The sequence below is a fragment of the Ignavibacteriota bacterium genome (assembly GCA_016708125.1).
Taxonomy (GTDB): Bacteria; Bacteroidota; Ignavibacteria; order Ignavibacteriales; family Melioribacteraceae.
This window is the reverse complement of sequence record JADJGF010000001.1, coordinates 1151676-1172670: the sequence shown is the minus strand read 5'-3', so window position 1 is coordinate 1172670 and position 20995 is coordinate 1151676. Positions and strand designations below refer to the sequence as shown.

Annotated in this window: 11 protein-coding genes; 4 read left to right on the top strand and 7 right to left on the bottom strand. The window is 28.4% G+C overall.

The features are described from left to right. The first annotated feature begins 147 nt into the window (after window positions 1-147). Together IPH62_05355 and IPH62_05350 are read left to right on the top strand one after the other, a co-directional pair. Complete coding sequence (locus IPH62_05355; protein ID MBK7104691.1) at window positions 148-567, top strand: hypothetical protein; 420 nt, start codon at window positions 148-150, stop codon at window positions 565-567. 16 nt (window positions 568-583) lie between these two features. Beyond that, window positions 584-4375 (top strand): T9SS type A sorting domain-containing protein, encoded by a 3792-nt coding sequence (locus tag IPH62_05350; protein MBK7104690.1) that lies wholly within the window; start codon window positions 584-586, stop codon window positions 4373-4375. Window positions 4376-4422: 47 nt separating this feature from the next. On the opposite strand, the gene IPH62_05345 is transcribed toward IPH62_05350, so the two are convergent. The 3 genes from IPH62_05345 to IPH62_05335 all read right to left on the bottom strand — a co-directional run bounded on the left by IPH62_05345 (window position 4423) and on the right by IPH62_05335 (window position 6288). Continuing rightward, window positions 4423-5004 (bottom strand): outer membrane beta-barrel protein, encoded by a 582-nt coding sequence (locus IPH62_05345; GenBank protein ID MBK7104689.1) that lies wholly within the window; start codon window positions 5002-5004, stop codon window positions 4423-4425. A gap of 179 nt (window positions 5005-5183) precedes the next feature. Beyond that, complete coding sequence (locus tag IPH62_05340) at window positions 5184-5732, bottom strand: hypothetical protein (protein MBK7104688.1); 549 nt, start codon at window positions 5730-5732, stop codon at window positions 5184-5186. Window positions 5733-5760: 28 nt separating this feature from the next. Beyond that, the gene (locus IPH62_05335) at window positions 5761-6288 is read right to left on the bottom strand and encodes a hypothetical protein (protein ID MBK7104687.1); all 528 of its coding nucleotides are present in this window, start codon (window positions 6286-6288) and stop codon (window positions 5761-5763) included. Between the two features lie 329 nt (window positions 6289-6617). Between IPH62_05335 and IPH62_05330 the strand changes: the two genes are divergently transcribed. Beyond that, window positions 6618-8081: a glycosyltransferase family 2 protein gene (locus IPH62_05330; protein MBK7104686.1), complete on the top strand. Its 1464-nt coding sequence runs from the start codon at window positions 6618-6620 to the stop codon at window positions 8079-8081. Window positions 8082-8265: 184 nt separating this feature from the next. After that, the gene (locus tag IPH62_05325) at window positions 8266-9258 is read left to right on the top strand and encodes a DUF4922 domain-containing protein (GenBank protein MBK7104685.1); all 993 of its coding nucleotides are present in this window, start codon (window positions 8266-8268) and stop codon (window positions 9256-9258) included. A 20-nt stretch (window positions 9259-9278) separates the two neighbouring features. On the opposite strand, the gene IPH62_05320 is transcribed toward IPH62_05325, so the two are convergent. From IPH62_05320 to IPH62_05305, 4 genes are all read right to left on the bottom strand, one after another. Then, window positions 9279-10421, bottom strand: coding sequence for a SpoIIE family protein phosphatase (locus tag IPH62_05320; GenBank protein MBK7104684.1), 1143 nt, complete (start codon window positions 10419-10421; stop codon window positions 9279-9281). A gap of 27 nt (window positions 10422-10448) precedes the next feature. Continuing rightward, the gene (locus IPH62_05315) at window positions 10449-11831 is read right to left on the bottom strand and encodes a sigma-54-dependent Fis family transcriptional regulator (GenBank protein MBK7104683.1); all 1383 of its coding nucleotides are present in this window, start codon (window positions 11829-11831) and stop codon (window positions 10449-10451) included. Window positions 11832-11848: 17 nt separating this feature from the next. After that, window positions 11849-13054, bottom strand: a complete 1206-nt coding sequence (locus tag IPH62_05310) for a PAS domain-containing protein (protein ID MBK7104682.1) — start codon at window positions 13052-13054, stop codon at window positions 11849-11851. Between the two features lie 529 nt (window positions 13055-13583). Continuing rightward, on the bottom strand, window positions 13584-20693 hold the full coding sequence (locus IPH62_05305; GenBank protein ID MBK7104681.1) for a cyclic nucleotide-binding domain-containing protein: 7110 nt from the start codon (window positions 20691-20693) through the stop codon (window positions 13584-13586). Window positions 20694-20995: the final 302 nt, after the last annotated feature.

Here is a 20995-nt window from a genome sequence, read left to right as displayed (position 1 = left end):
GATTTATAAATATTAATTAGAGTTTTATCACAATATTATTGATTTTATTTTTATAAATTAAAATCGATAATTATATTTAGACATTCAATCCTTTATTAAACAAGTCAAAATTATAATCAAATAATTTTCGATAAAACGGAGAAATTAATGCTTTCAACAAAAATCCTAAAAAGCTTAGTTGCAATGTCAATTCTTTTTACACTCACAAATTGCTGTACAACTCAAAATGAATTAAAAGAAGAAGAAATTTCAATGGCGAAAAAAAACAATATTATTTCACCCGCGCCCGGAACCGCAGAAGTAAAATGCATTGTTACAGATATTTATGAAAAAGAGAAAAAGTCTTTTTGTGTTATTAAAGTAAATTCTGTTAAAAAATATGGATCTTCCACAAAACCTATTTCTGCAAATTCTGAATTGGAATTGGAAATTAAAGATTTTCATAAAGAAAAATTAGATAGTGCAAAAGTAAATAATGAAGAACTTTTAATTACAATTGCAACTTTACCGGGTGGAATGGGAGAAGAAAATGTTACAAAATGGAGAATAATTAAAATATCAGAATAACTATTAGGGGGAAAATATGCGAAAATTTTTACAATATATTTCTTTAGCAATTTTGTTCTTTTCGGTATTTACATTTTTTTCTGCTGAAAAAACATATTTGAAAAAAAATTCAATTCAACGATTAAGATCAACTTCTTCGCCAAAATCCGGAATTAAAGCCAAAAAAGGCAGAGAAGAATATTTTAATATGATTTTACGTGATCCGGCAACAAATAAAATTCCGCAAAATATAAGACAGCGTGAATTAAAATTTGCAAATGATCTTGAAATTAGAAATAAAAGTCTGCAAAAAAATAATGATGTAAATGAATTAATTTGGAAAGAAGCCGGACCAAATGATGTTGGCGGAAGAACTCGTGCTTTAGCAATTGATATTGCAAACTCTAATACAATTATTGCCGGAGGTGTTTCCGGAGGAATTTGGAAATCTACAGATAACGGCGCAACTTGGAATCTGAAAAGTTCCACTTCTCACATTTTAAGTGTTACTTCATTAGCGCAAGATACAAGATCCGGAAAAACTAATACTTGGTATTATTCGAGCGGTGAATTTAATGGCTCCGGACAAGATTTAGGATTTACTTCATATTTTACCGGCGGCGGAATTTATAAATCAGAAGATAACGGAGAAACTTGGAATTTATTACCCAATGCAAAAGATACAAATCCAACTGTATTTAATACACCTTATGATTACGTTTCTAAAATAATTGTTAGTCCAACAACCGGAACAGTATTTATTGCTTCACACGCTTTTGGAATCTTAAAATCTACAGATGGCGGAAATACTTTCGGATTAGCATTAGGTGGAAGTAATAATCATATTTATGCAGATATTGATGTAGCAAGTAATGGAACTCTTGTGGCTGTAATTTCTTCGTCATTTTCCGGAACCACACCAGCAAATAATCCAGGTGTTTATAAATCGACAAATGATGGTGCAAATTGGACAAATATTACGCCAGCTACATTTCCGGAAACACATTTAAGAAGTATAATTACTTTGGCTCCTTCAAATGCAAACACTTGTTATGTAATGACGTACACCGGAGCTTCAATTGATGAAAAGTATGACGATGTAAGATTTCATAAAATAAATGTTTCTACAGGAAGTTCAGAAGATAGATCTGCAAATATGCCAAACTTCGGAAATGATTTTGAAGATTTTATCCACACACAAAATAATTACAATATGGTAGTTGCAGTAAAACCGGATAACGAAAATTTTGTATTAATCGGCGGAACAAGTTTGTTTAGATCAACCGATGGTTTTGCAACAAAACCGGATGATGTTAAATTAGATTGGATTGGCGGATACCATTTATTTCATTTCCAATATCCAAATTTTCATTCGGATATTCACACATTCGCTTTTAATCCAACAAACCCAAAAGCAATGTGGTGGGGACATGACGGCGGTTTGTCTTATACATCTGATATTACCCAAACAAATTATGCAGATGTATTTCCTTGGGAAGATAAAAACAACGGCTACAACGTTACACAATTTTATATGGTTACTCAGCCAAACGATGCTGGCGATAATAGAATTATGGGCGGAACCCAGGATAATGGAAGTCCGTTTTTTACTTTTAACGGAACATCAACTTCAGAATCTGAAGATGTAAGCAGCGGTGACGGAAGTTTTGCTTATTTTGCAAATAATTTTTGCTACACTTCTGCACAAAACGGTGCGGTTTTAAGAGTAAATTATGATGCAAATGGAAATCCATCAAGAAGTAATGGATGGAGCAATATTACACCGCAAAGTGCACTAAACCAATCGTTTATAAATCCGTATGTTGTTGATCCAAATGAAGAAAATATTATGCTGTATCCGGCGGGAAGTTCACTTTGGAGAAATAGTGAATTAAGCACTTTGCCGGTAAACCAATCGTTTGAACAAGGAATTACTCAGGGTTGGAGTGAACTTACAAATCTTAGTGTTGCAGAAGGTTATATTATTTCAACATTATCAATTTCGGAAAGTAATCCTCAGCACAGATTATATTATGCCGCTTCAAATATTTCACAAACTCCGCAAGCGCCAAAAATATATAAACTGGATAATGCAAATACATCAACTTCCGGAGCTGTAGAATTATCAATTCCCGGAGCTTCGGAAAATTCATATATTCACAATATTGCAATAAATCCGGATGATGCCGATGAAATAATTGTTGTAATGTCAAACTATAATATTGTTGGAATTTTTCATTCATCTGATGGCGGACAAAACTTTACTGCCGTTGAAGGAAATTTAACCGGTGATGCAAATAATCCGGGACCATCGATTAGAGCGGGAAGTGTTTTGCCGACTCAAAGCGGAACTATGTATTTCGTTGCCACGAGCACAGGAATTTATTCAACAAATACTTTGAATGGAAATAGTACAAATTGGATTCTTGAAGGCTCAAAAACAATTGGAAACGTAATTGTAAATTATCTTTCCGCAAGAAGATCAGATGGAAGAATTGTAGCGGGAACTCACGGAAGAGGTATATTTGTTGCAAGTGCCGAAGTAGGCGGTGCTGCAGTTGCTTCTGTAAACGTAAGTAATTTAACTTTGCAGTCTAATCCGGGTTCTACAGGAAATACAAGTTTTGTCTTAAGTAATACAGGTGAATCAGTATTAAATTTCAATGTTTCTGTTAGCGGAAGTTTTGGCGGATCTTTAAGCAAACAAAATTCCAATGTTTACAATTTAGAAAAGGGAAATTTAAAAAATAAATTATCCAATAGATTTGATAGAGATTTTAAATTTTCCGAATCGACTAACAGCAATGTGAAATCAATAATAAATCCAAATTCAAGTTTTGAAAAACCAAACACAATTTTAGGAGACGATTATTTATATCTTGATGACGGAGATGCAAGTTCGGATTCATTTATAGGATTTGGTGATGATGGATTTGGAGGAAGCGCAAAATTTACTTGGATGAATAAATTTACACTTTCCGGATATAATTTTGAAATGGATTCATTCGAATTTTATATGAGAACAGAAGGAGTTAGTACAAATCCAATATATCTCGAAATTTTAGACGGAGATTTTAATACTTTGGATTTTGGTGAACTTGATCTTTCTCTTTCTTCTGCTGGAATGTGGTATAAAATTAATTTAACTCCTACAATTTCGTTTAACGATGGAGAATCTTTTTACATTTTAATCTCAAGCGATAATGATATTTTTTATCCCGCCGGCACTGATTATGACGGAGTTAGCACAAATAATAGTTATTATTATAATGAAGATAATCAAACATTTGTAAATATTAATTCCATTTCCGGTTTTGAAAACGGTGCTTTTTTAATTAGACCTTTTGGAACTTTAGGGACAGGCACTAATACAGATTTGGTAACTGTAAATCCTTCAAGCGGATCAATTCAGCCAAATTCTTCGCAGACAATTACATTAACGCTTAATGCACAAAATTTAAATGTTGGAAATTATACGGGTCAAGTTAGCATTAGCACAAATGGCGGAAATTTTACAATTCCAATTGATTATTTGGTTGATGTAATACAAACTTCAACAATTCCAACTGAATATAATTTAGCACAAAATTATCCGAATCCATTTAATCCATCTACACAAATAGAATTTTCTTTACCGCAAAAATCAAATGTTACATTAAAAATATTTGACGCATTGGGAAAAGAAATTGCAAATTTAATTAATGGAACAAAATCTGCCGGAAAATATCAAGTTAGTTTTAATGCAATAAATTTATCCAGCGGAATTTATTTTTATAGATTGGAAACGGATAAATTTACCGAAACAAGAAAAATGTTATTGATAAAATAAAATTATGTTGTAGAGACGCAATATATTGCGTCTCTACATGTTTAAAATCATATACCAACTATAAAACCAATTTCTAAAGCAAAATGACCAATGGCTTCTTCAGCATTTATAATATTGTATTGTAAATTGCCATCAACTTTTATATCGTTGCTTAATTCATAAACAAAACCGCCGCCAAGTCCAAAACCAAAATAAGGATTTGTATCACCTTTAACTTTATCAGTTTCAATTCCATCTATTTCAGATTTTGTACCGGCAACAGTAAAAACATGTAATCCTAATTCACCGCTGATATAAGGATTCAATTCTTTATCATCCAAATAATATCTTGCTCCAACTAAAATTGGAATTGAAGTAGCGGGTTCAGTAGCTTCCAAAGTTGTATTTCCAATTTCAATTTTATCGCCGCCCCAAGAAATATATCCCAAAGTTCCGGTAAATTGGAAATAATCGGAAAGATCATAAAAGAATGATCCGGCAACACCGTAACCCATTTTGGCTACATCATTAAAATCTCCAATTGGAATTGATAAAGTTCCATTTAACCCAACTGCCATATTGCTCATTTGCGCAAATGAAAAGTTGGAGAACATAAAAAACGCAATAAAAATTGTTAATATTTTTTTCATTTAAATTCCTCCCAATAAAAAGAACATTGAGTTTGTTGATAAAATAGAGTTGTATTTATTATTTAGTAAGTTTTTATAATTAGATGGTAAGAATTTAATAAATTGTTGTTTAAAAGAAGCAAAAAAAATGCGGTTAATTTTTAAAACTAACCGCATCAAATAAAGTTTGAAAAGTTATATTAGAATTTAAAATCAACGCCGATAATTAATGAGCTAACTAAATTTCCAAAACCAAAACCAGCTCTTGCAGCCATATTTGGTGAAAACCAATATCTTACACCAGCATTACCGTTAAAAAATAATCCGCCGCCTGAAGAAGTATTATAATCATAATCATCGTATCCTACTTTGCTATCATAAGAATAAGAATCAATATCAAATCCTAATACAACGCCTAACCAAGGATCGATTTTACTATTTTCCAATTTAAAATGATAGTTAGCTTGAGCTCCAATAATAATATCCGTGTAGCTCCATTCACCATAGAAGAAATCTTCACTCCAATTATAATATCTGAAAATACCGCCAACGCCTAATGTACCTGGAGCATCAACACCGATTTCTTTTAAACTCATTCCGTATTCATAATCAGCGCCAAAACCCATCCCCCATCCGCCAAAACCAATACTTAATGATGGACCGGCGTGGGATTTTCCAACTTCAAATTGTGCAAAACTAACGCTTGATAATAATGTTAAACTTAACAAAAGGACTGCTATTTTTTTCATATTTTCTCCAAGAATTAAAAAGTATTTATTAGTTAATTGGGAATCTTAATCCCGCAAAAACTGTTAAATTATTTGAATCGCTGATAATATTAATTTTTGCGTTTACATCAAGATCCATATTTCCTAAAGCATATAAGAATCCGCCGCCAATTCCCAATCCAAAATCAGAACTTGTTGCTGAATATTCCCCAAAAAATTCGCTATCGTATGTGAAACTTAAATTGTTAACTCCTAATTCAGCAGTTGCATAAGGTGTTAAACTTGATCTTTGGAAATAATATCTTCCTCCAACAACAATTGGAACATTACTAAATGAAGCTCCATCAGCATCTGTTCCCCAAGAAGTATAACCAACAGATCCGGTTAAATCGATATTTTGGTTAATTCCATAATAGAAATTACCTAAAAATCCAAAACCCATATTTGCAGCATCGCCAAAATCTCCCATAGGAAGAGAAATACCAACTTGTCCGCCAACGTGCATTTTACCTTCTTGTGCATTAATTGTAATTACAAAAAAAGATAAAAGAGCTAAAATTAGAACTGTTTTTTTCATGAATAATTCCCCTTTTTAAGATGATTAAAATGTGTTTTTAAATAGTAATTTGTTTGTCAAAATAATAAGAAATTAAATAACTGCAAAGAAATTATAATATTATTCTTTTGTGTTTTTAACTATAACAAACTTATTATAATGAAAATAATTACTTGTGACTGTTATCATTACAAATTAAAAAAAATCTTTTCTGTTTTTCTAAAATAAATCTGCTCTTAAAATTATACAATGTCTTATTATTAAAAAAACAAATTATTACCAACGATTTTGTTAATTTTTAATTTCTGAAATCTTTTTTAAATAATTATAAACTTAAATATTGAAAAATTATGAATAACAAAATCGATGTATTTTTACCGGGTTTTAACAAAGTAATTTTTGATAGAACAGAAAATTCTCTTAATCAATCTCAACTAATTAATTCAATATATGTATTAGTAAACGAGGAAAATCTTGAATTCAAAAATAGCAATCAACTAATATCTTCAAATATTTTTTCTACGAAAGCAATAAAATTAATTGCAGAGAATTCCACATGCGATTTCATCTTATTTATTACCAAAAGCACTTTTATAAATTTTGGAAAATATAGTTTAGAAAGAATGCTTAATGTTGCAAAAAATACACAAGCCGGAATAGTTTACTCAAATTTCAATGAAGAAAAAGAAAATGTAATTTCTAAACATCCGCTTATAGATTATCAGTTAGGAAGTTTGCGCGATGATTTCGATTTTGGTCCGGTTTTATTACTTAACACAAATGCTTTAAAAGTAGCTGTAAATAATTTTTCCGAAAATTACAATTCTGCGGGATTGTATAATCTGCGTTTAGCAATTTCGGAAAAGTATCCAATAATTAGAATTCCCGAATTTCTTTACACAACAAATGAAGATGATAATAGAAAAAGCGGCGAAAAAATGTTTGATTATGTTGATCCTAAAAATCGGCAAAATCAAATTGAAATGGAAAATGTAGTAACAAAACATTTAAAAAACATTAACGCATTTTTAGATTCTGATTTTCAAAAAATTGAAATAGATAATCATAATTTTGAATTTGAAGCTTCGGTCATTATTCCGGTTAAAAATCGCAACAAAACAATTGGAGATGCAATAAAATCAGTACTAAATCAGAAAACCGAATATAATTTCAATTTAATAATTGTTGATAATCATTCTGATGACGGAACTTCGGAAACAATTAAAAGTTTTGCAGAAAATGATAAAAGAGTAATTCATATAATTCCCGAAAGGAAAGATTTGCAAATCGGCGGATGCTGGAACGAAGGAATTATGAATGAAAAATGCGGAAGATTTTCAATTCAATTAGACAGCGATGATTTATACTTTAATGAAAATACAATTCAAAAAATTGTTGATAAATTTTACGAAGAAAAATGTGCGATGGTTATTGGCTCTTATAAATTAACAAATTTTAAATTGGAAGAAATTCCGCCTGGAATTATTGATCACAAAGAATGGACGCCGGATAACGGAAAAAATAATGCTTTGAGAATAAATGGATTAGGCGCGCCGCGTGCATTTTATACGCCGGTTTTGCGTGAAATTAAAATTCCAAATGTAAGTTACGGAGAAGATTATTCGGTTGGATTGGAGATTTCTCGCAATTATCAAATTGGCAGAATTTACGAACCGATTTATTTGTGCAGAAGATGGGAAGGAAATTCCGATTCTGATTTGGATATTGAGAAAGTTAATGCAAATAATTTGTATAAAGATAGAATTAGAACTTTTGAAGTTTTAGCAAGACAAAATAAAAACAAAAATTTCTAATGATAAATAATTATCAAAATCTCGTTTCTGAGATTTCTCTCCCAAAAAAAAAACATCGGGATCGAAATGACAATTATGTCATCTCGAGGAAACGAAGTGACTGAGAGATCTCATTATTTTATCGGAAAGTTTTACAAGAAGTGATAAATTATTTATAAAATGTGAATTTGTGGCAATTGAAAAAATGAATAAAATATTTCTTACAGAAAATGAATTAAGCAAATTTGGAGAAATTAATAACCTTTCTCAAAAAGTTAAAGCTTTACTAAATCAGCAGAAAGCCAATTGGGAATTGGTTAAAACTAATTTTGATTCTTTATTAAATGTGAAAACAAAAAATTTTGCTTTTCAAAATTCCGAAATTAAAATTCAGTTTAATCCGTCGCGAATTACATCAACTTCGGCAAAGGTTGATAAAAAATCAATTGAAGAAAGAAAATGTTTTTTGTGTTTGGAAAATTTACCTTCTGAGCAGAAAGGAATTTTATTTAAAAATGATTACTTAATTCTTTGTAATCCTTATCCAATTTTTAAGCGGCATTTAACAATTCCAAATCTAAAACACATTCCGCAAAATATTGAAAATAGTTTTATTGATCTCTTAGAGTTGAGCCAAGAATTAAGTGAAAAATTTTTTGTTTTTTACAACGGACCCAAATGCGGAGCTTCTGCGCCGGATCATCTTCATTTTCAAGCTGGATTAAAAAATGAAATTCCCATTTACAAAAATTACTTAAATATTAAACACGAAAATCAAAATATAATTTTTCAAGATAGTTATGTAAAAGTAATTCTTACAGATAATGGAATTCAAAATTTTGTAATTATTGAATCATCTGATAAAATTAAATTACAGAAAAAGTTTTCAAAAATTTATAAATCCGCAAAACAAATATTAAATACAAATGAAGAACCGTTAATAAATGTGTTAAGTTTTTTTGAAGAAAATATTTGGAAAGTAATTGTTTTCTTCAGAGAAAAACACAGACCAACTCAATATTTTGATGAAGGTGAAAAACAATTATTAGTAAGTCCCGCTTCGGTTGATTTAGGCGGATTGATAATTACTCCGCGAGAAGAAGATTTTAGTAAAATTATAAAAGATGATGTGAAAGATATTTTCAATCAAGTAATTTTAAATAGAACAAAATTGAAAAAAATCTTAATTGAAATTTGAATTGAGAAAAACTATAAATATTAGTTTACATTAATAGCAACAATACTAATATCGTCTTCAAAATTTTTGGCTGTAGCTTCTGAAAATACATCAATAATTTTATCGAGAGGATCTTCGTTTAATTCAATTTCTGAAATTGTTTGTTTAAGTTTTGCTTCACCAAAAAAATCTCCGTCTGACATTCGTGTTTCGGGAATTCCATCGGTTATTAAATATACAGATTCGCCGCTTTTTAATTGAAGATCAATATTTTGATAATTTCCTACTTGCTTAAAACCTAAAAGTATTCCGTTTGATTTAACACTTTTAACTGTTTCTGATTTATAAATAATCGGCAAATCACCGGCGCCGGCATATTTTAACAATTTAGTTTTACTATTTATACAAACCACAGATAAAGTTATAAACACATCAGAAATTCTTTCATCTTTAAAAATTGCATTATTTACTTTATCTAAAATTGTTGCTGGTGATAAATCATGTTCGGAATCTAAAATCATTCTAATTGCACTTCTTACATAACCGGCATAAGCTACGGCAAAATACCAAGCTCCCCATTTTTTTCCCATAATATCGCCGAGAACAATAACTAAATTATCATCATCAACTTTAAAGTAATCTATAAAATCTCCGCCGGGAACATTTTGGTAGGGCACATGCCAATGTTTTATTAAGAATCCGTCAAGTTGCGGAAACTCATCGGGAACAACTTTTGCGCTCATTGCACTTGCAGCTTTTTGAACTTCGCTAACGGCTTTTTCTCTTTCTTTTTCGAATGATTTTAGAATTGCATTAACTTTTGCTAAAACTATTTTTGGTCCGGAAGTTTTAACTATATAATCTTCAACATGAAGATCATATCCTTCAAGTATATCGGTTTCATCGCCTTTTGCGGTAAGGAAAATAAATGGAATTAATTTTAAAGAAGGATCTTCCAAAACTCTTTCTCTGAATTGATGTCCGTCAACTTCGGGCATCATAATATCGCTAACAATTATATCCGGATTAAATGATTTTGCTTTTAGATAACCATCCAAACCGTTTTCCGCCCACTCGCATTCGTACCCGGATTTTTTGAAGTTATAAAGAAAAAGTTTTGCTACTGATTCCTCATCTTCAACAAGAAGTATTTTATGATTTTTATTTTCCGAAGTACTATTCAAAATAAATCCTTTTTACAGATTATCGAATTAATTTCGACGAGATTTAATATCGTACTTTTCCATTAGTCTGTAAAGAGTTGCTCTTCCAACATTTAATTTTTTAGATGCATCAACAATATTTCCGTTTGTGATTCTTAATGCATGTTTTATTGCTTCAGCTTTTAGTTTTTCAAATGGAATAATTGGCGCATCTTCGGTAAATAATGGCCCCGTTGAATCTGAGAATCCATCATTATCTGCAGATAAAATTTGCGGAGGCAGAACTTCTAAATCTATATTATTTGTTTCAGAGAGAATCATGCATCTTTCAATTGTATTTTCCAATTCTCTAACATTACCGGGCCAATCATAATCGTATAATAATTTTAGAGCTGGTTTTGTAACCAAATTAATTTGTCGGCTCATTTTTTTGTTAAATTCCGCAAGGAAATGATTGATAAGAATTACAATATCGCCGCGTCTTTCTCTTAAGGCAGGAATATGAATTGGGAACGAACTCAATCTGTAATAAAGATCTTCTCTAAAATCTCTGTTTGCAACTGCTTCTTTTAAGTTTACGTTAGTTGCGGAAATAATTCTTACATCGGTTTTAATTGTTTCATTTCCCCCGACTCTCTCAAATTCTTTCTGCTGAATTACTCTAAGAATTTTTGCTTGAAGCGACATTTCCATATCACCAATTTCATCCAAGAAAATTGTTCCGCCGTTTGCCAATTCAAACTTTCCAATTTTTCTTTGATGAGCACCCGTAAATGCTCCGCGTTCGTGACCGAACAATTCACTTTCCAATAATTCACGAGGAATTGAAGCTGAGTTTACTACTACAAATGGTTCGTTTTTTCTAATTCCGTTATAATGAACTGCGCGCGCAATTAATTCTTTTCCGGTTCCGCTTTCGCCATTTATTAAAACTGTAATATCATTATTTAAAACTTTTGTAACCATTTTAAAAACTTCTTGCATTTTTTTATCTGCAGAAACAATATTATCAAAACTGTATTCATGCTGAAGATTTGTGTTTAATTCATCAACTCTTCTTTGAAGATCAAAATTTTTGATTGAATTTTGGATTGCCGGTCTAAGTCGATTTTTATCAACCGGTTTTGGGAAATAATCAAAAGCTCCTTCACGAATGCATTCAAGCGCAACATCTATATTTCCTTGTGCGGAAAGCATAATTACCGGTAAATGTTTGTTCATTCGTTTAATTCTTTTGAGAAGTTCGGTTCCGCTTAGATCTGGCAGCATAATATCGAGTAAAATCAAATCCGGATTTTCATAAATATTTTCTAAAAGTTCAGAACCGTTTGTAAAAGTGCGGACATTATATTCCCACTCATTTTTTACCCAATGAGTAATCAATTTGAGAATTGCCGGTTCATCATCAACTATGAATATTGTTTTTTCCAATTTTAACCCCGTTAGTTTTAATTAAAACTATATTTTGGAAGTCTTATAATAAAACTTGTTCCTTTATTAACTTCACTTTTTACTCTTATAAGACCTTTGTGTAAATCAATTATTTGCTTCACCGTAACTAAGCCAAATCCAGCGCCGGTTAAGTTTAATCCGGTTCTTTTTATTTTGCTGAATTTATCAAACAGAAAAGGAATGTTTTGTTCAGGTATTCCAATTCCGGTATCGCTAATAACAATTTCCACTTCCTTTAAAAATTCTTGAACTATTACTGTAATTCTTCCATTTTCTTTTGTGAATTTTACAGCATTTAAAAGTATATATGATATAACCTTTTTCATTCTTTCTTCATCCGCATAAATCATTATTTCAGATTGCGGAATGCGTGATGTTAAAGTTATTTTCTTGTTTTCACTTTCACTTTTAATATTAGTATTACATTCGTTAATTACATCAATAATGTTAAGCGAAGTTTTTTGTAATTTTTGTTTCTCACTTTCCAGTTCAGAAAAATCCAAAACATCATTAATCAATTTTGCAAGCCGTTTACTTTCCGTTAAAATTACTTGATTAAATTCTTCGGCTTTTTCCAAAGTTAAATTTTTATCTTCAGCAATTGTTTCTGCAAAACCAATAATGGAAGCAAGCGGCGTTCTTAACTCATGCGAAACATTTGATATAAATTCATTTTTCAAATTGTTCAATTCATTTAAAACGCTGATTTGCTGCTGCGCTCTATCTCTTTCAATTGCATTAAGTCTATTTGCTTCAGTAAGTTTAGAAATTAAATCTTCAATTTTGCTTTTTTCAGCTTTTACTTTGCTAAGATTTGTACCAACGCCAAAAAGGGAAGTGAGTTTTTCATTTTGGAAAATTGGCGTTAAAGTAATTTCATATAATTGTTCAACTCCAACTTTTGGAATTAATTCAGTTTCAAATTTTACAGCAGTTTTTTGACTAATTATATTTTGAAATGCATCTGAAACTTTTGATTTATTTTTCTCGTGCAATAATTCAAAAAAGTGCTTTCCAACAATTTCTTCCAACCTAAAATGTGATTGAGTAAGTAAAATTTTATTTGCAAACTCTACTGTTCCACTCTCATTTAAAATAAAAACTATGTCATTTGTCGAGTTTGTAAAAAGGTGAAAATAGTTTCTGTAAGCAAGTGAAATTGTATCATTTTCAGAAATTATATTTGAAATTAATTCACTCACTATTTTCAGTTTATACCTAAAATGAAGTTTAACATATTGTTCAAATCACAGAATTAAGTTATTTCAAAAATTTGAAAGTTAATTTATCAAATTAATACATCTTTTTGTACTATAATTATACAATCGGTAAAAAGTTTAAAAAATTAAGTCTAATAATTAGGATTTTATTTAAGAAGTCAATAAAAAAATGAGATATGTAAAGTTTTGTTACACTTTGGATTTTATTTTAAATGCATGATTATTTATAAAGTTTGCAACAAAGTAAACAATAAAATTTTATTCCAAAGTTGATTTTTAAAAAGATACTGTATCGTAATAAAAAATTATTAAAAATGGAATTTTAAAATCAATATAAGATATTGTAACTATTTTAAAATTATTTAAAATAGTACTAATTTTGATATTTTTATCTGTTGAATTTAAATTTTAGTAATAAAGAGAAAATATCGTTTTATTAATAGTGATCTCTAAAAATAAAAATGCCGGAAAATTTTCCGGCACTAGGACTATTATATATGAGTGTGAGATTTTAATCTAAATAACTTTGTATTGCATCTTCCAAATTATCGAAGAGTTTAAAAACTTTATCCATTCTTGTAATATAAAACATTGAAGATTCTGTGTGGTCTCCCCAAACAATTCTTAAATCTCCGCCCAAACTCATTGCTTTTTTAAGTGAACTTACCATAACACCAAGTACAGTTGAATCGACAAATTCACATTCGCTTAAATCAACAACAATTCTGGAATTGTGACTATTAAAAAGAGAAGTTAAATATTCTTTAAATTTTGCTGCAATTTCCATTGTTGCGCGGGGAATATTTAATGTTACAACGCTTACGTCTCCGTACAGAAGATGAGAAAATTGTGAGTAATTAGGTAAATCCGATTCTGATTTTGTTAAGTCACCGGAAAATTTGTTGGGTTTTGTAACCGAACGATCTTTTACTTCAAATTTAATTTCTTCCTCAAAAGTTTCTTCCTTTTTATCTTCAAATTCAAAATCAATAATTTCATCATTCTCATCACTTATTTTTCCAAATGAAAATGCCGGTTTTACATTTTCATTATCATCAATACTTTCAAAGCGATCTTCAGAAATTTCTTTTTCCAATGCTTCTTTTTCAAAAATATTTGGAGAAGATTGCTTTTCAATAATCGGGACATTTTGATTTTTTACAGTTTCATGATTTGCCTTTGATTCAAGCTCGATGATTTTACTGTGAAGTTCGGCAATCTTTTCAACTTGATTTTCAATTATTGAATTTAATCTTTCTTCTGAAGATTCCTTTTCCAATGAATTGTTATTAAACATTTCTAATCTTTTTGAAAGAAGGTCAAGCTCATCAGCTTTTCTTCCGGCTTCACTCTTAAAATGATTTTTAGCTTCATTTATTTTTTCAACTTGATTCTTGAAATCTTCCAACTGTTCTTTAAGTTTTATAAATTCAATTTCTCTATCGGTTTTTTCTAACTTAACTTGAGTTAAACGCTTTCCTTGTTCTTCAATAATTGAATTTTTCTCATCAATTAAAGAATCAAAATTATTTTTAATAAATGAATATTTTTCAAGTTCTTTTGTTAATTCTTCAATTTTAATTGTGTATTCTTCTTTAGATTGATCAGCAGAATTATTTTCGGCAAAACTATTTTTTAATTGAAGATCTGCAATAGTTTCGTTTTTATTTTCTAGTTCAATTTCGTAAGAAGATTTGATTTCCACCAATTCAGAAATTTTAGCTTCCAATTCTTGAACTTTTTCCTCAAAAGATTTTCTTGTTTCATTTTCTAAATCTTTTGCAGAACTTAAATTTGTTAATTCTAAATTCAAACGTTCAAGTTCTAAATCCTTTTCGCTGATTATATTTTGTGTACTTTCTAATTGTGATTTTAAGTTTTCAATTTGTGAAGAAATCTCTAACAATTCCGAATTCTCTTGATTTCTATTATTCAAAACCGATTCGTAATTATTTTTTATTTCACTTAATTGATTTTTCAACTCTTCATTTTCTTGAAAAACAACTCTATTTTCATCAGCTTTAACAGAAAGTTCTAAAGTTAAATTTTCTAATTTTTCGTTCAAAGATTCATATTTTTCACTTATTGCATCTTGCTTTAGCAATTCTGATTCAATTGATGAAATTTGCTGATTTTGTTCATTAATAAATTTCTGATTTGAATCAATAATTTCATCGCGCTCTTTAATTGAATTTTGTAAAGTTTCTATCATTTCGTTTAACGAAATTAAATTGCTTTCTTTTTCTTTCGTATTATTTTCATATTCAGAGAGTTTATTATTTAACTCAGAAATTTGATTTTGAAGCTGTGATTCGCTTAAACCAATTTCCTTAACTATTGATTTATAATTGTCAATTTCTGAAATTAAATTCTTCGATTCATAATACTTTGAGGAAATTTGATTTTGGTAAGCTTTTAAATCAATATGTAAAGTTTCAATTTCTGAATTAAGATACTGTATTTCATTTGTTTTGTTTTCTAAATTAACTTTAAGTTCATTTTCAACTTCTGAAAATTGATTTATTTTGCTTTCTTTTTCACTTAATTCAAGTTTGATAATTTCAATATTTCTATTAAGTTCTTCAATTTGAAGTTTTAATTCATTTTCTGAATTATTTCTCTCGGAAAGATTTTGCTCAAATTCCTTAATTAAGTTTTCTTTTTCCGAAACCAAATTCTCAAGATTATTTCTATTTGAATTTATTTCACCAATCTGATTCTCTTTTTCGGTCAACTCAGATTTAATAATTTCAATATTTCTGTTTAGTTCTTCAATTTGAAGTTTTAATTCATTTTCAGAATTATTTCTTTCGGAAAGATTCTGCTCAAATTCATGAATTAAGTTTTCCTTTTCAGAAATTAAATTCTCAAGATTATTTCTATTTGAATTTATTTCGCCAATCTGATTTTCTTTTTCGCTTAACTCAGATTTAATAATTTCAATATTTCTATTAAGTTCTTCAATTTGAAGTTTTAATTCATTTTCAGAATTATTTCTTTCGGAAAGATTCTGCTCAAATTCCTTAATTAAGTTTTCTTTTTCGGAAATTAAATTCTCAAGATTATTTTTATTTGAATTTATTTCGCTAATCTGATTTTCCTTTTCGGTCAATTCAGATTTAATAATTTCAATATTTCTATTAAGTTCTTCAATTTGAAGTTTTAGTTCATTTTCTGAATTATTTCTTTCGGAAAGATTCTGCTCAAATTCATGAATTAAATTATCCTTTTCTGAAACCAATGAATTAAATTCTTCATTCTTCTTCGTTAAATTGTTAATCTTATTTGATTTTTCCTCTAATTCCAGTGTAATTAAATTAATTCTTTCCGATAAATTTGCAATTTTGCTATTCAACTCAACTTCAGAAGCAATTTTTGATTCTAAATTATTTTTACTTTCAAAAAGCTCACCGGCAAGTTTATTTAATTCTTCAGATTTTTGATCAATATTATTTCTATAATTAGTAATTTCACTCTTCAAAGAATCCATTTCTGAGTGAAGTTTGTTAAATTCACTTTCTTTTTCAAACAAAGTTTCTTTCAGTTCAATTTCGATTTGAGTCAATTTTGTAATTTTATCTAAACTATTTTTAATTTCAGCTTCTTGAACTTGTGTAACTTCGTTATGTCCTTTTTGTAAAATTTCGAGCTGCTCTTCCAAGAAAATTACAGATTTTTGCAATTCTTCCGCTAAGCGAGATTTATCAATTAATCTGCTTTCAATTTCCGTTCTTTCAATTTTAAGATTAGAATTCAATTCCTCAACTGTTCTGTCTCTTTCAGCAATATTTTCATCCAAAACCGAAATATGTTTTCTTAGATGAGATATTTCTGACCCGGAATCTTTTAATAAAGACAATAAATTATTCTTTTCTTCAAGCAATTCTCTCAGTTCAAAAGTTAATTTAGTTACTTTATCTTTTTCAATTTCTTCACTTATTTGCAGTGAATTGTACGAATTTGAAAGTAATTCAAATGCTTCCTTTTGCTGCGAATTAATAATATTTTTTTCTTTAATTTGGAGTTTGAAATCGTTAATTTCTGCATTTTTAATTGAAATTTCACTTTCAAGTTTGTTAATTGATGAGCTATTTATTTCTAATGTTTTTGTTAATTTCTCAATTTCCGAATTTTTCTCGTTCAATTCTAAAGTTATTGTTTCAACTTTATTTGAAAGCGAATTTATATTTTCCTCTTTTTCGAAAATAGAATTGTTTAATTTTTCAATTGTATCAAGTTTGCCTTCCAAATCTTCGCTGATTTCAGAAATTGTATTATCTCTAAGTTTAATTGAAGAATTTAGTTGATGTATTTCATTTTTATTTTGCTCTACAATATTTGATAAATTAGTTACTTGAGAATTTAATTCAGTAATATTTGTATCTTTTGTTTCAATTTTTACTTTTAGTGAACTTGTAAGATATGCTAATTCTGAAATCTCCGAGTTAAGTTTATTTATTTCTGCACTTTGCTCTGTAATTTTTGAATTAAGTGAAGAAATTTGTAATTCTTTGTTTTCTACTAAAATAAGAAGATTTTGTTCAGATTTTGCTTTTTCAATAATATTGTTTTCTAATTTGCTAATTACTGTTTCAACTTTTTCATATTTGGATGAAATTTCTTGATAATTCGAAATAGATTGTGATAATTCATTTTTTAGATTGTTAATTTCATCATTTTTATTTTCAATTACGGAATTTAATTCAGATTCGGAAACTCGCAGATTTGCAATTTTTAATTCATTTGCATTAAGATCTTCATTTAATTTTTCATTCGATAAAATAAGTTCCGAAATCTTATTATTTTTATCATTCAATGAATTGTTAAGATTTTCTGAATTTTGTAAACTTTTCTGTAATTCTTTTTCTGTCTCCGAATATTTATTATTTAGTTGAGATAAAGTCTCTTGATTCTGCAATAACTGATGATTTAAAAATGAATTAGTTGTTTCATTTTCCTTTTTAACTTCTTTTAATTTGGAAATTTCATTATTCTGTTGCGTAATAGTTTCAAGATTCTGACTTACTGCATTTCGTAATTCAGATTCCTTACCTTTTGCTAAATTTAATTCTTCTGAAAATGTATTTATTTTATTTTCAAGATTTGAAATTTCAGATAAATTCTCGGCAATTTTTCTGCTGCTTTCACTTAATTGATTTTCTTTCTCTTCAATTATTAAGGTTTTTTCAGAAATCAATTCATCTTTTGCAGAAATTTGAGCAGAAAGTGCATTTATTGAATATTCGAATTCTTGAACTTTAGAATTTATCGAGCTAAGATTTTTTGTAAGTTCATTTTTTTCAACTTTTTCAGAACGTAATTGTTCATTTAATTTTTCAATTAAATGTTCACTTTCAGTTAATTTATGACTTTGCTTAATTATAATTTCATCTTTTTCCTTAGCGATATTTTCCAATCCGGATTTACTTATTTCTATTTCTTTCAAATTTTTGGACTGAACATCAATAATTTCGTTTTTCTTTACAATTGAACCGCTAAGTTGAGAAATCTGATTTGTTAAATCATTATTATGATCTTGAATCTTTTTTAGATTTGATGAATTACTCGATAATTCATTTTCCAGAGAAGAAATTGTATTATTCTTTTGTGATAATTCTGAAGTTAATTTTGCAAGTTGATTTGTAAGCTCTGAAATTTTACTTTTATTTAATTCATTATCATTAGAAAGTTTCTCAATTAATATTTTAGAATCAGCTAAGAAATTTTCTGTTTCTTTTAATTGATTTAATTGTCTTTCGATAGTTGCTTGTTTTTTTGATTCAGATTCCTTAAAATAACTTTCTTTTGCTTTTAACTCTTCAATCTGATTTACTTGTTTGCTAATTATTTCGTTTTTGTTTGATTCAAAAATTAATAAAGATTCCTTTTCAGCAAATAACTTAGAAATTTCATCATTTTTAAGTTCTAATTTTGCTCTTACTTCATAATTCGTATTTTCTAACTTTTTCTGAGATTGTAATGTATTTTCGAATTCGTCTTTAAGTTTTTTAATTTCTGTAGAATAATTAGATATAGTGTCTTTATATTTTTGTAATTCAGAAGTAGTTTCTTTATTTGATTCTTGAAGTCTTGCAATTTTATAGGATTGTTCACCAATTAATTCACTTTTATATTTATCAGCCAAAGAAATATTACCGAATTCAGCTTTTATTTTTGTCAATTCAGAAGTTTGTTCTTCAATTTTACTTTGTTTAATTTTTAGCAATCTATCGAAATCTGAATATTTTTCTTCATTTTCTGTTATTTTTTTATTTAAAAGATTTATGGTCTTATTCTTTTCTTCTTCTAAATTTCCGTAATTTTTCTTGAAATAAATTAACTCATCAATATTATTTTCACTGCTTAAAAGTTTATTCTGGAGAATATTAAGTTCACTTTCCAATTTCTTATTACTGGCAACCAATTCGGTTTCAAGCTGTTTACTCTGATTAAATTTACTTTCAAATCCTTCAATTTCATCTTTCGACTTTCTTAACGATTCCTTTAAGGTAATCATTTCAACTTTATTATTTTCATAATCAAGTTTAAGCTTATTAAATTCTATTTCTTTATTGCGAAGTGAAGAAATTTCAGTTGATAATTTATTTATCTCATTTTGAAGAATTTCATCATTATTTTTTGATGATTTTGAAGCATCTTCCAAATTATGCAATATTGATTTCAATTCTTCAACTTTTGCAGTTGATTGATTTAATTGCTCAAGAAGATTTTTTTCTTTTATACTTAAATTCTCTAATTCTTTTCTAAGATATTCAAGCTCTTTTTCTTTTTGATTAGAATACTCAATATCTATTTTAGTATTTCCAATTGTCAAAATTTCATCTTCAAGTTTTTTTATTTTATTATTGTGATCATCTAACTGAAATTTGTAAGATTTTTCAGATTCCAATAATCTTGATAATTGCTCGTTTTGGTTATCAATTACAGTATTTAACTGTTTATTTGATGTTTGATACTCTTCAACTCGGTCAAAAAGATCGGTAATTTGTTCTTCTTTTTTTCTAATTAATTCATTGTATCTTGTTATTCTATTATTCAATTCGTCAATAATTTTCTCTTTTTGCTTCACTTCGTTAAAGGAAACCAATTCATCGCTATTTTTTGTTGTTAGATCAAAAATTGAAACCTTTTTTTGTCCGGCAATGTATTTTTCATTTGCTTCTTTTAAAAGTCTTTCAAGATTTTCCATCATTGTTTCATCAATATCTTCCATAGAATCTTTAAGATTGGTAAGAATTGAGTTGTACTGAATCAAAAGAACATCAAGATTATCCTTAGAAATTTCAGCAATTTTTGAATCTTTTATTGCTAAAGATGTTGATTTTCTCTTAGAATTAGTAAAAAACTCATCTTGACCAAAAAATTCATTTGCCGATAGTATTAAAGTTGTAGTTTTTGAAAAACTATGTTTTTTTAGTAGATTTATTTCGCCTTCAAGAATTAAGAAAATTGAATTTGAAACATCGCCGTTTTTAAATAGTATTTCGCCTTCTTCTAAGGAGATAATTTTTAGATTGAGATCTTCTAAAGTAATGTTCGAAATATTTGTGTTTTTAAACAATTCATTACTTTTTAGCGCAGAAGTGATGTAGTTTTGCATTTCCTCGTCCTCACACTTATGAGATTATACAATTATCGGTAATCTCTTTTATTTCTTAAATATAATAGTTTTATAATGCGAAGAATAAATTCAAATACTGTGCCGTAAAACGAAAAAATCGGTAATTTTTACATCTTTACTTTTTACTTAAAATATCAGAATGCTTAATTGAGTAAAATTAGGAATTTATTACAAATTCAAACATTTAATTATTCCACTATTCTGTTAGATGCATTTGCAACAATTAGAAAGTAAATCATTTATTAAAAATTGTGTTCTGTTTTGATACAAGATTTGATTTG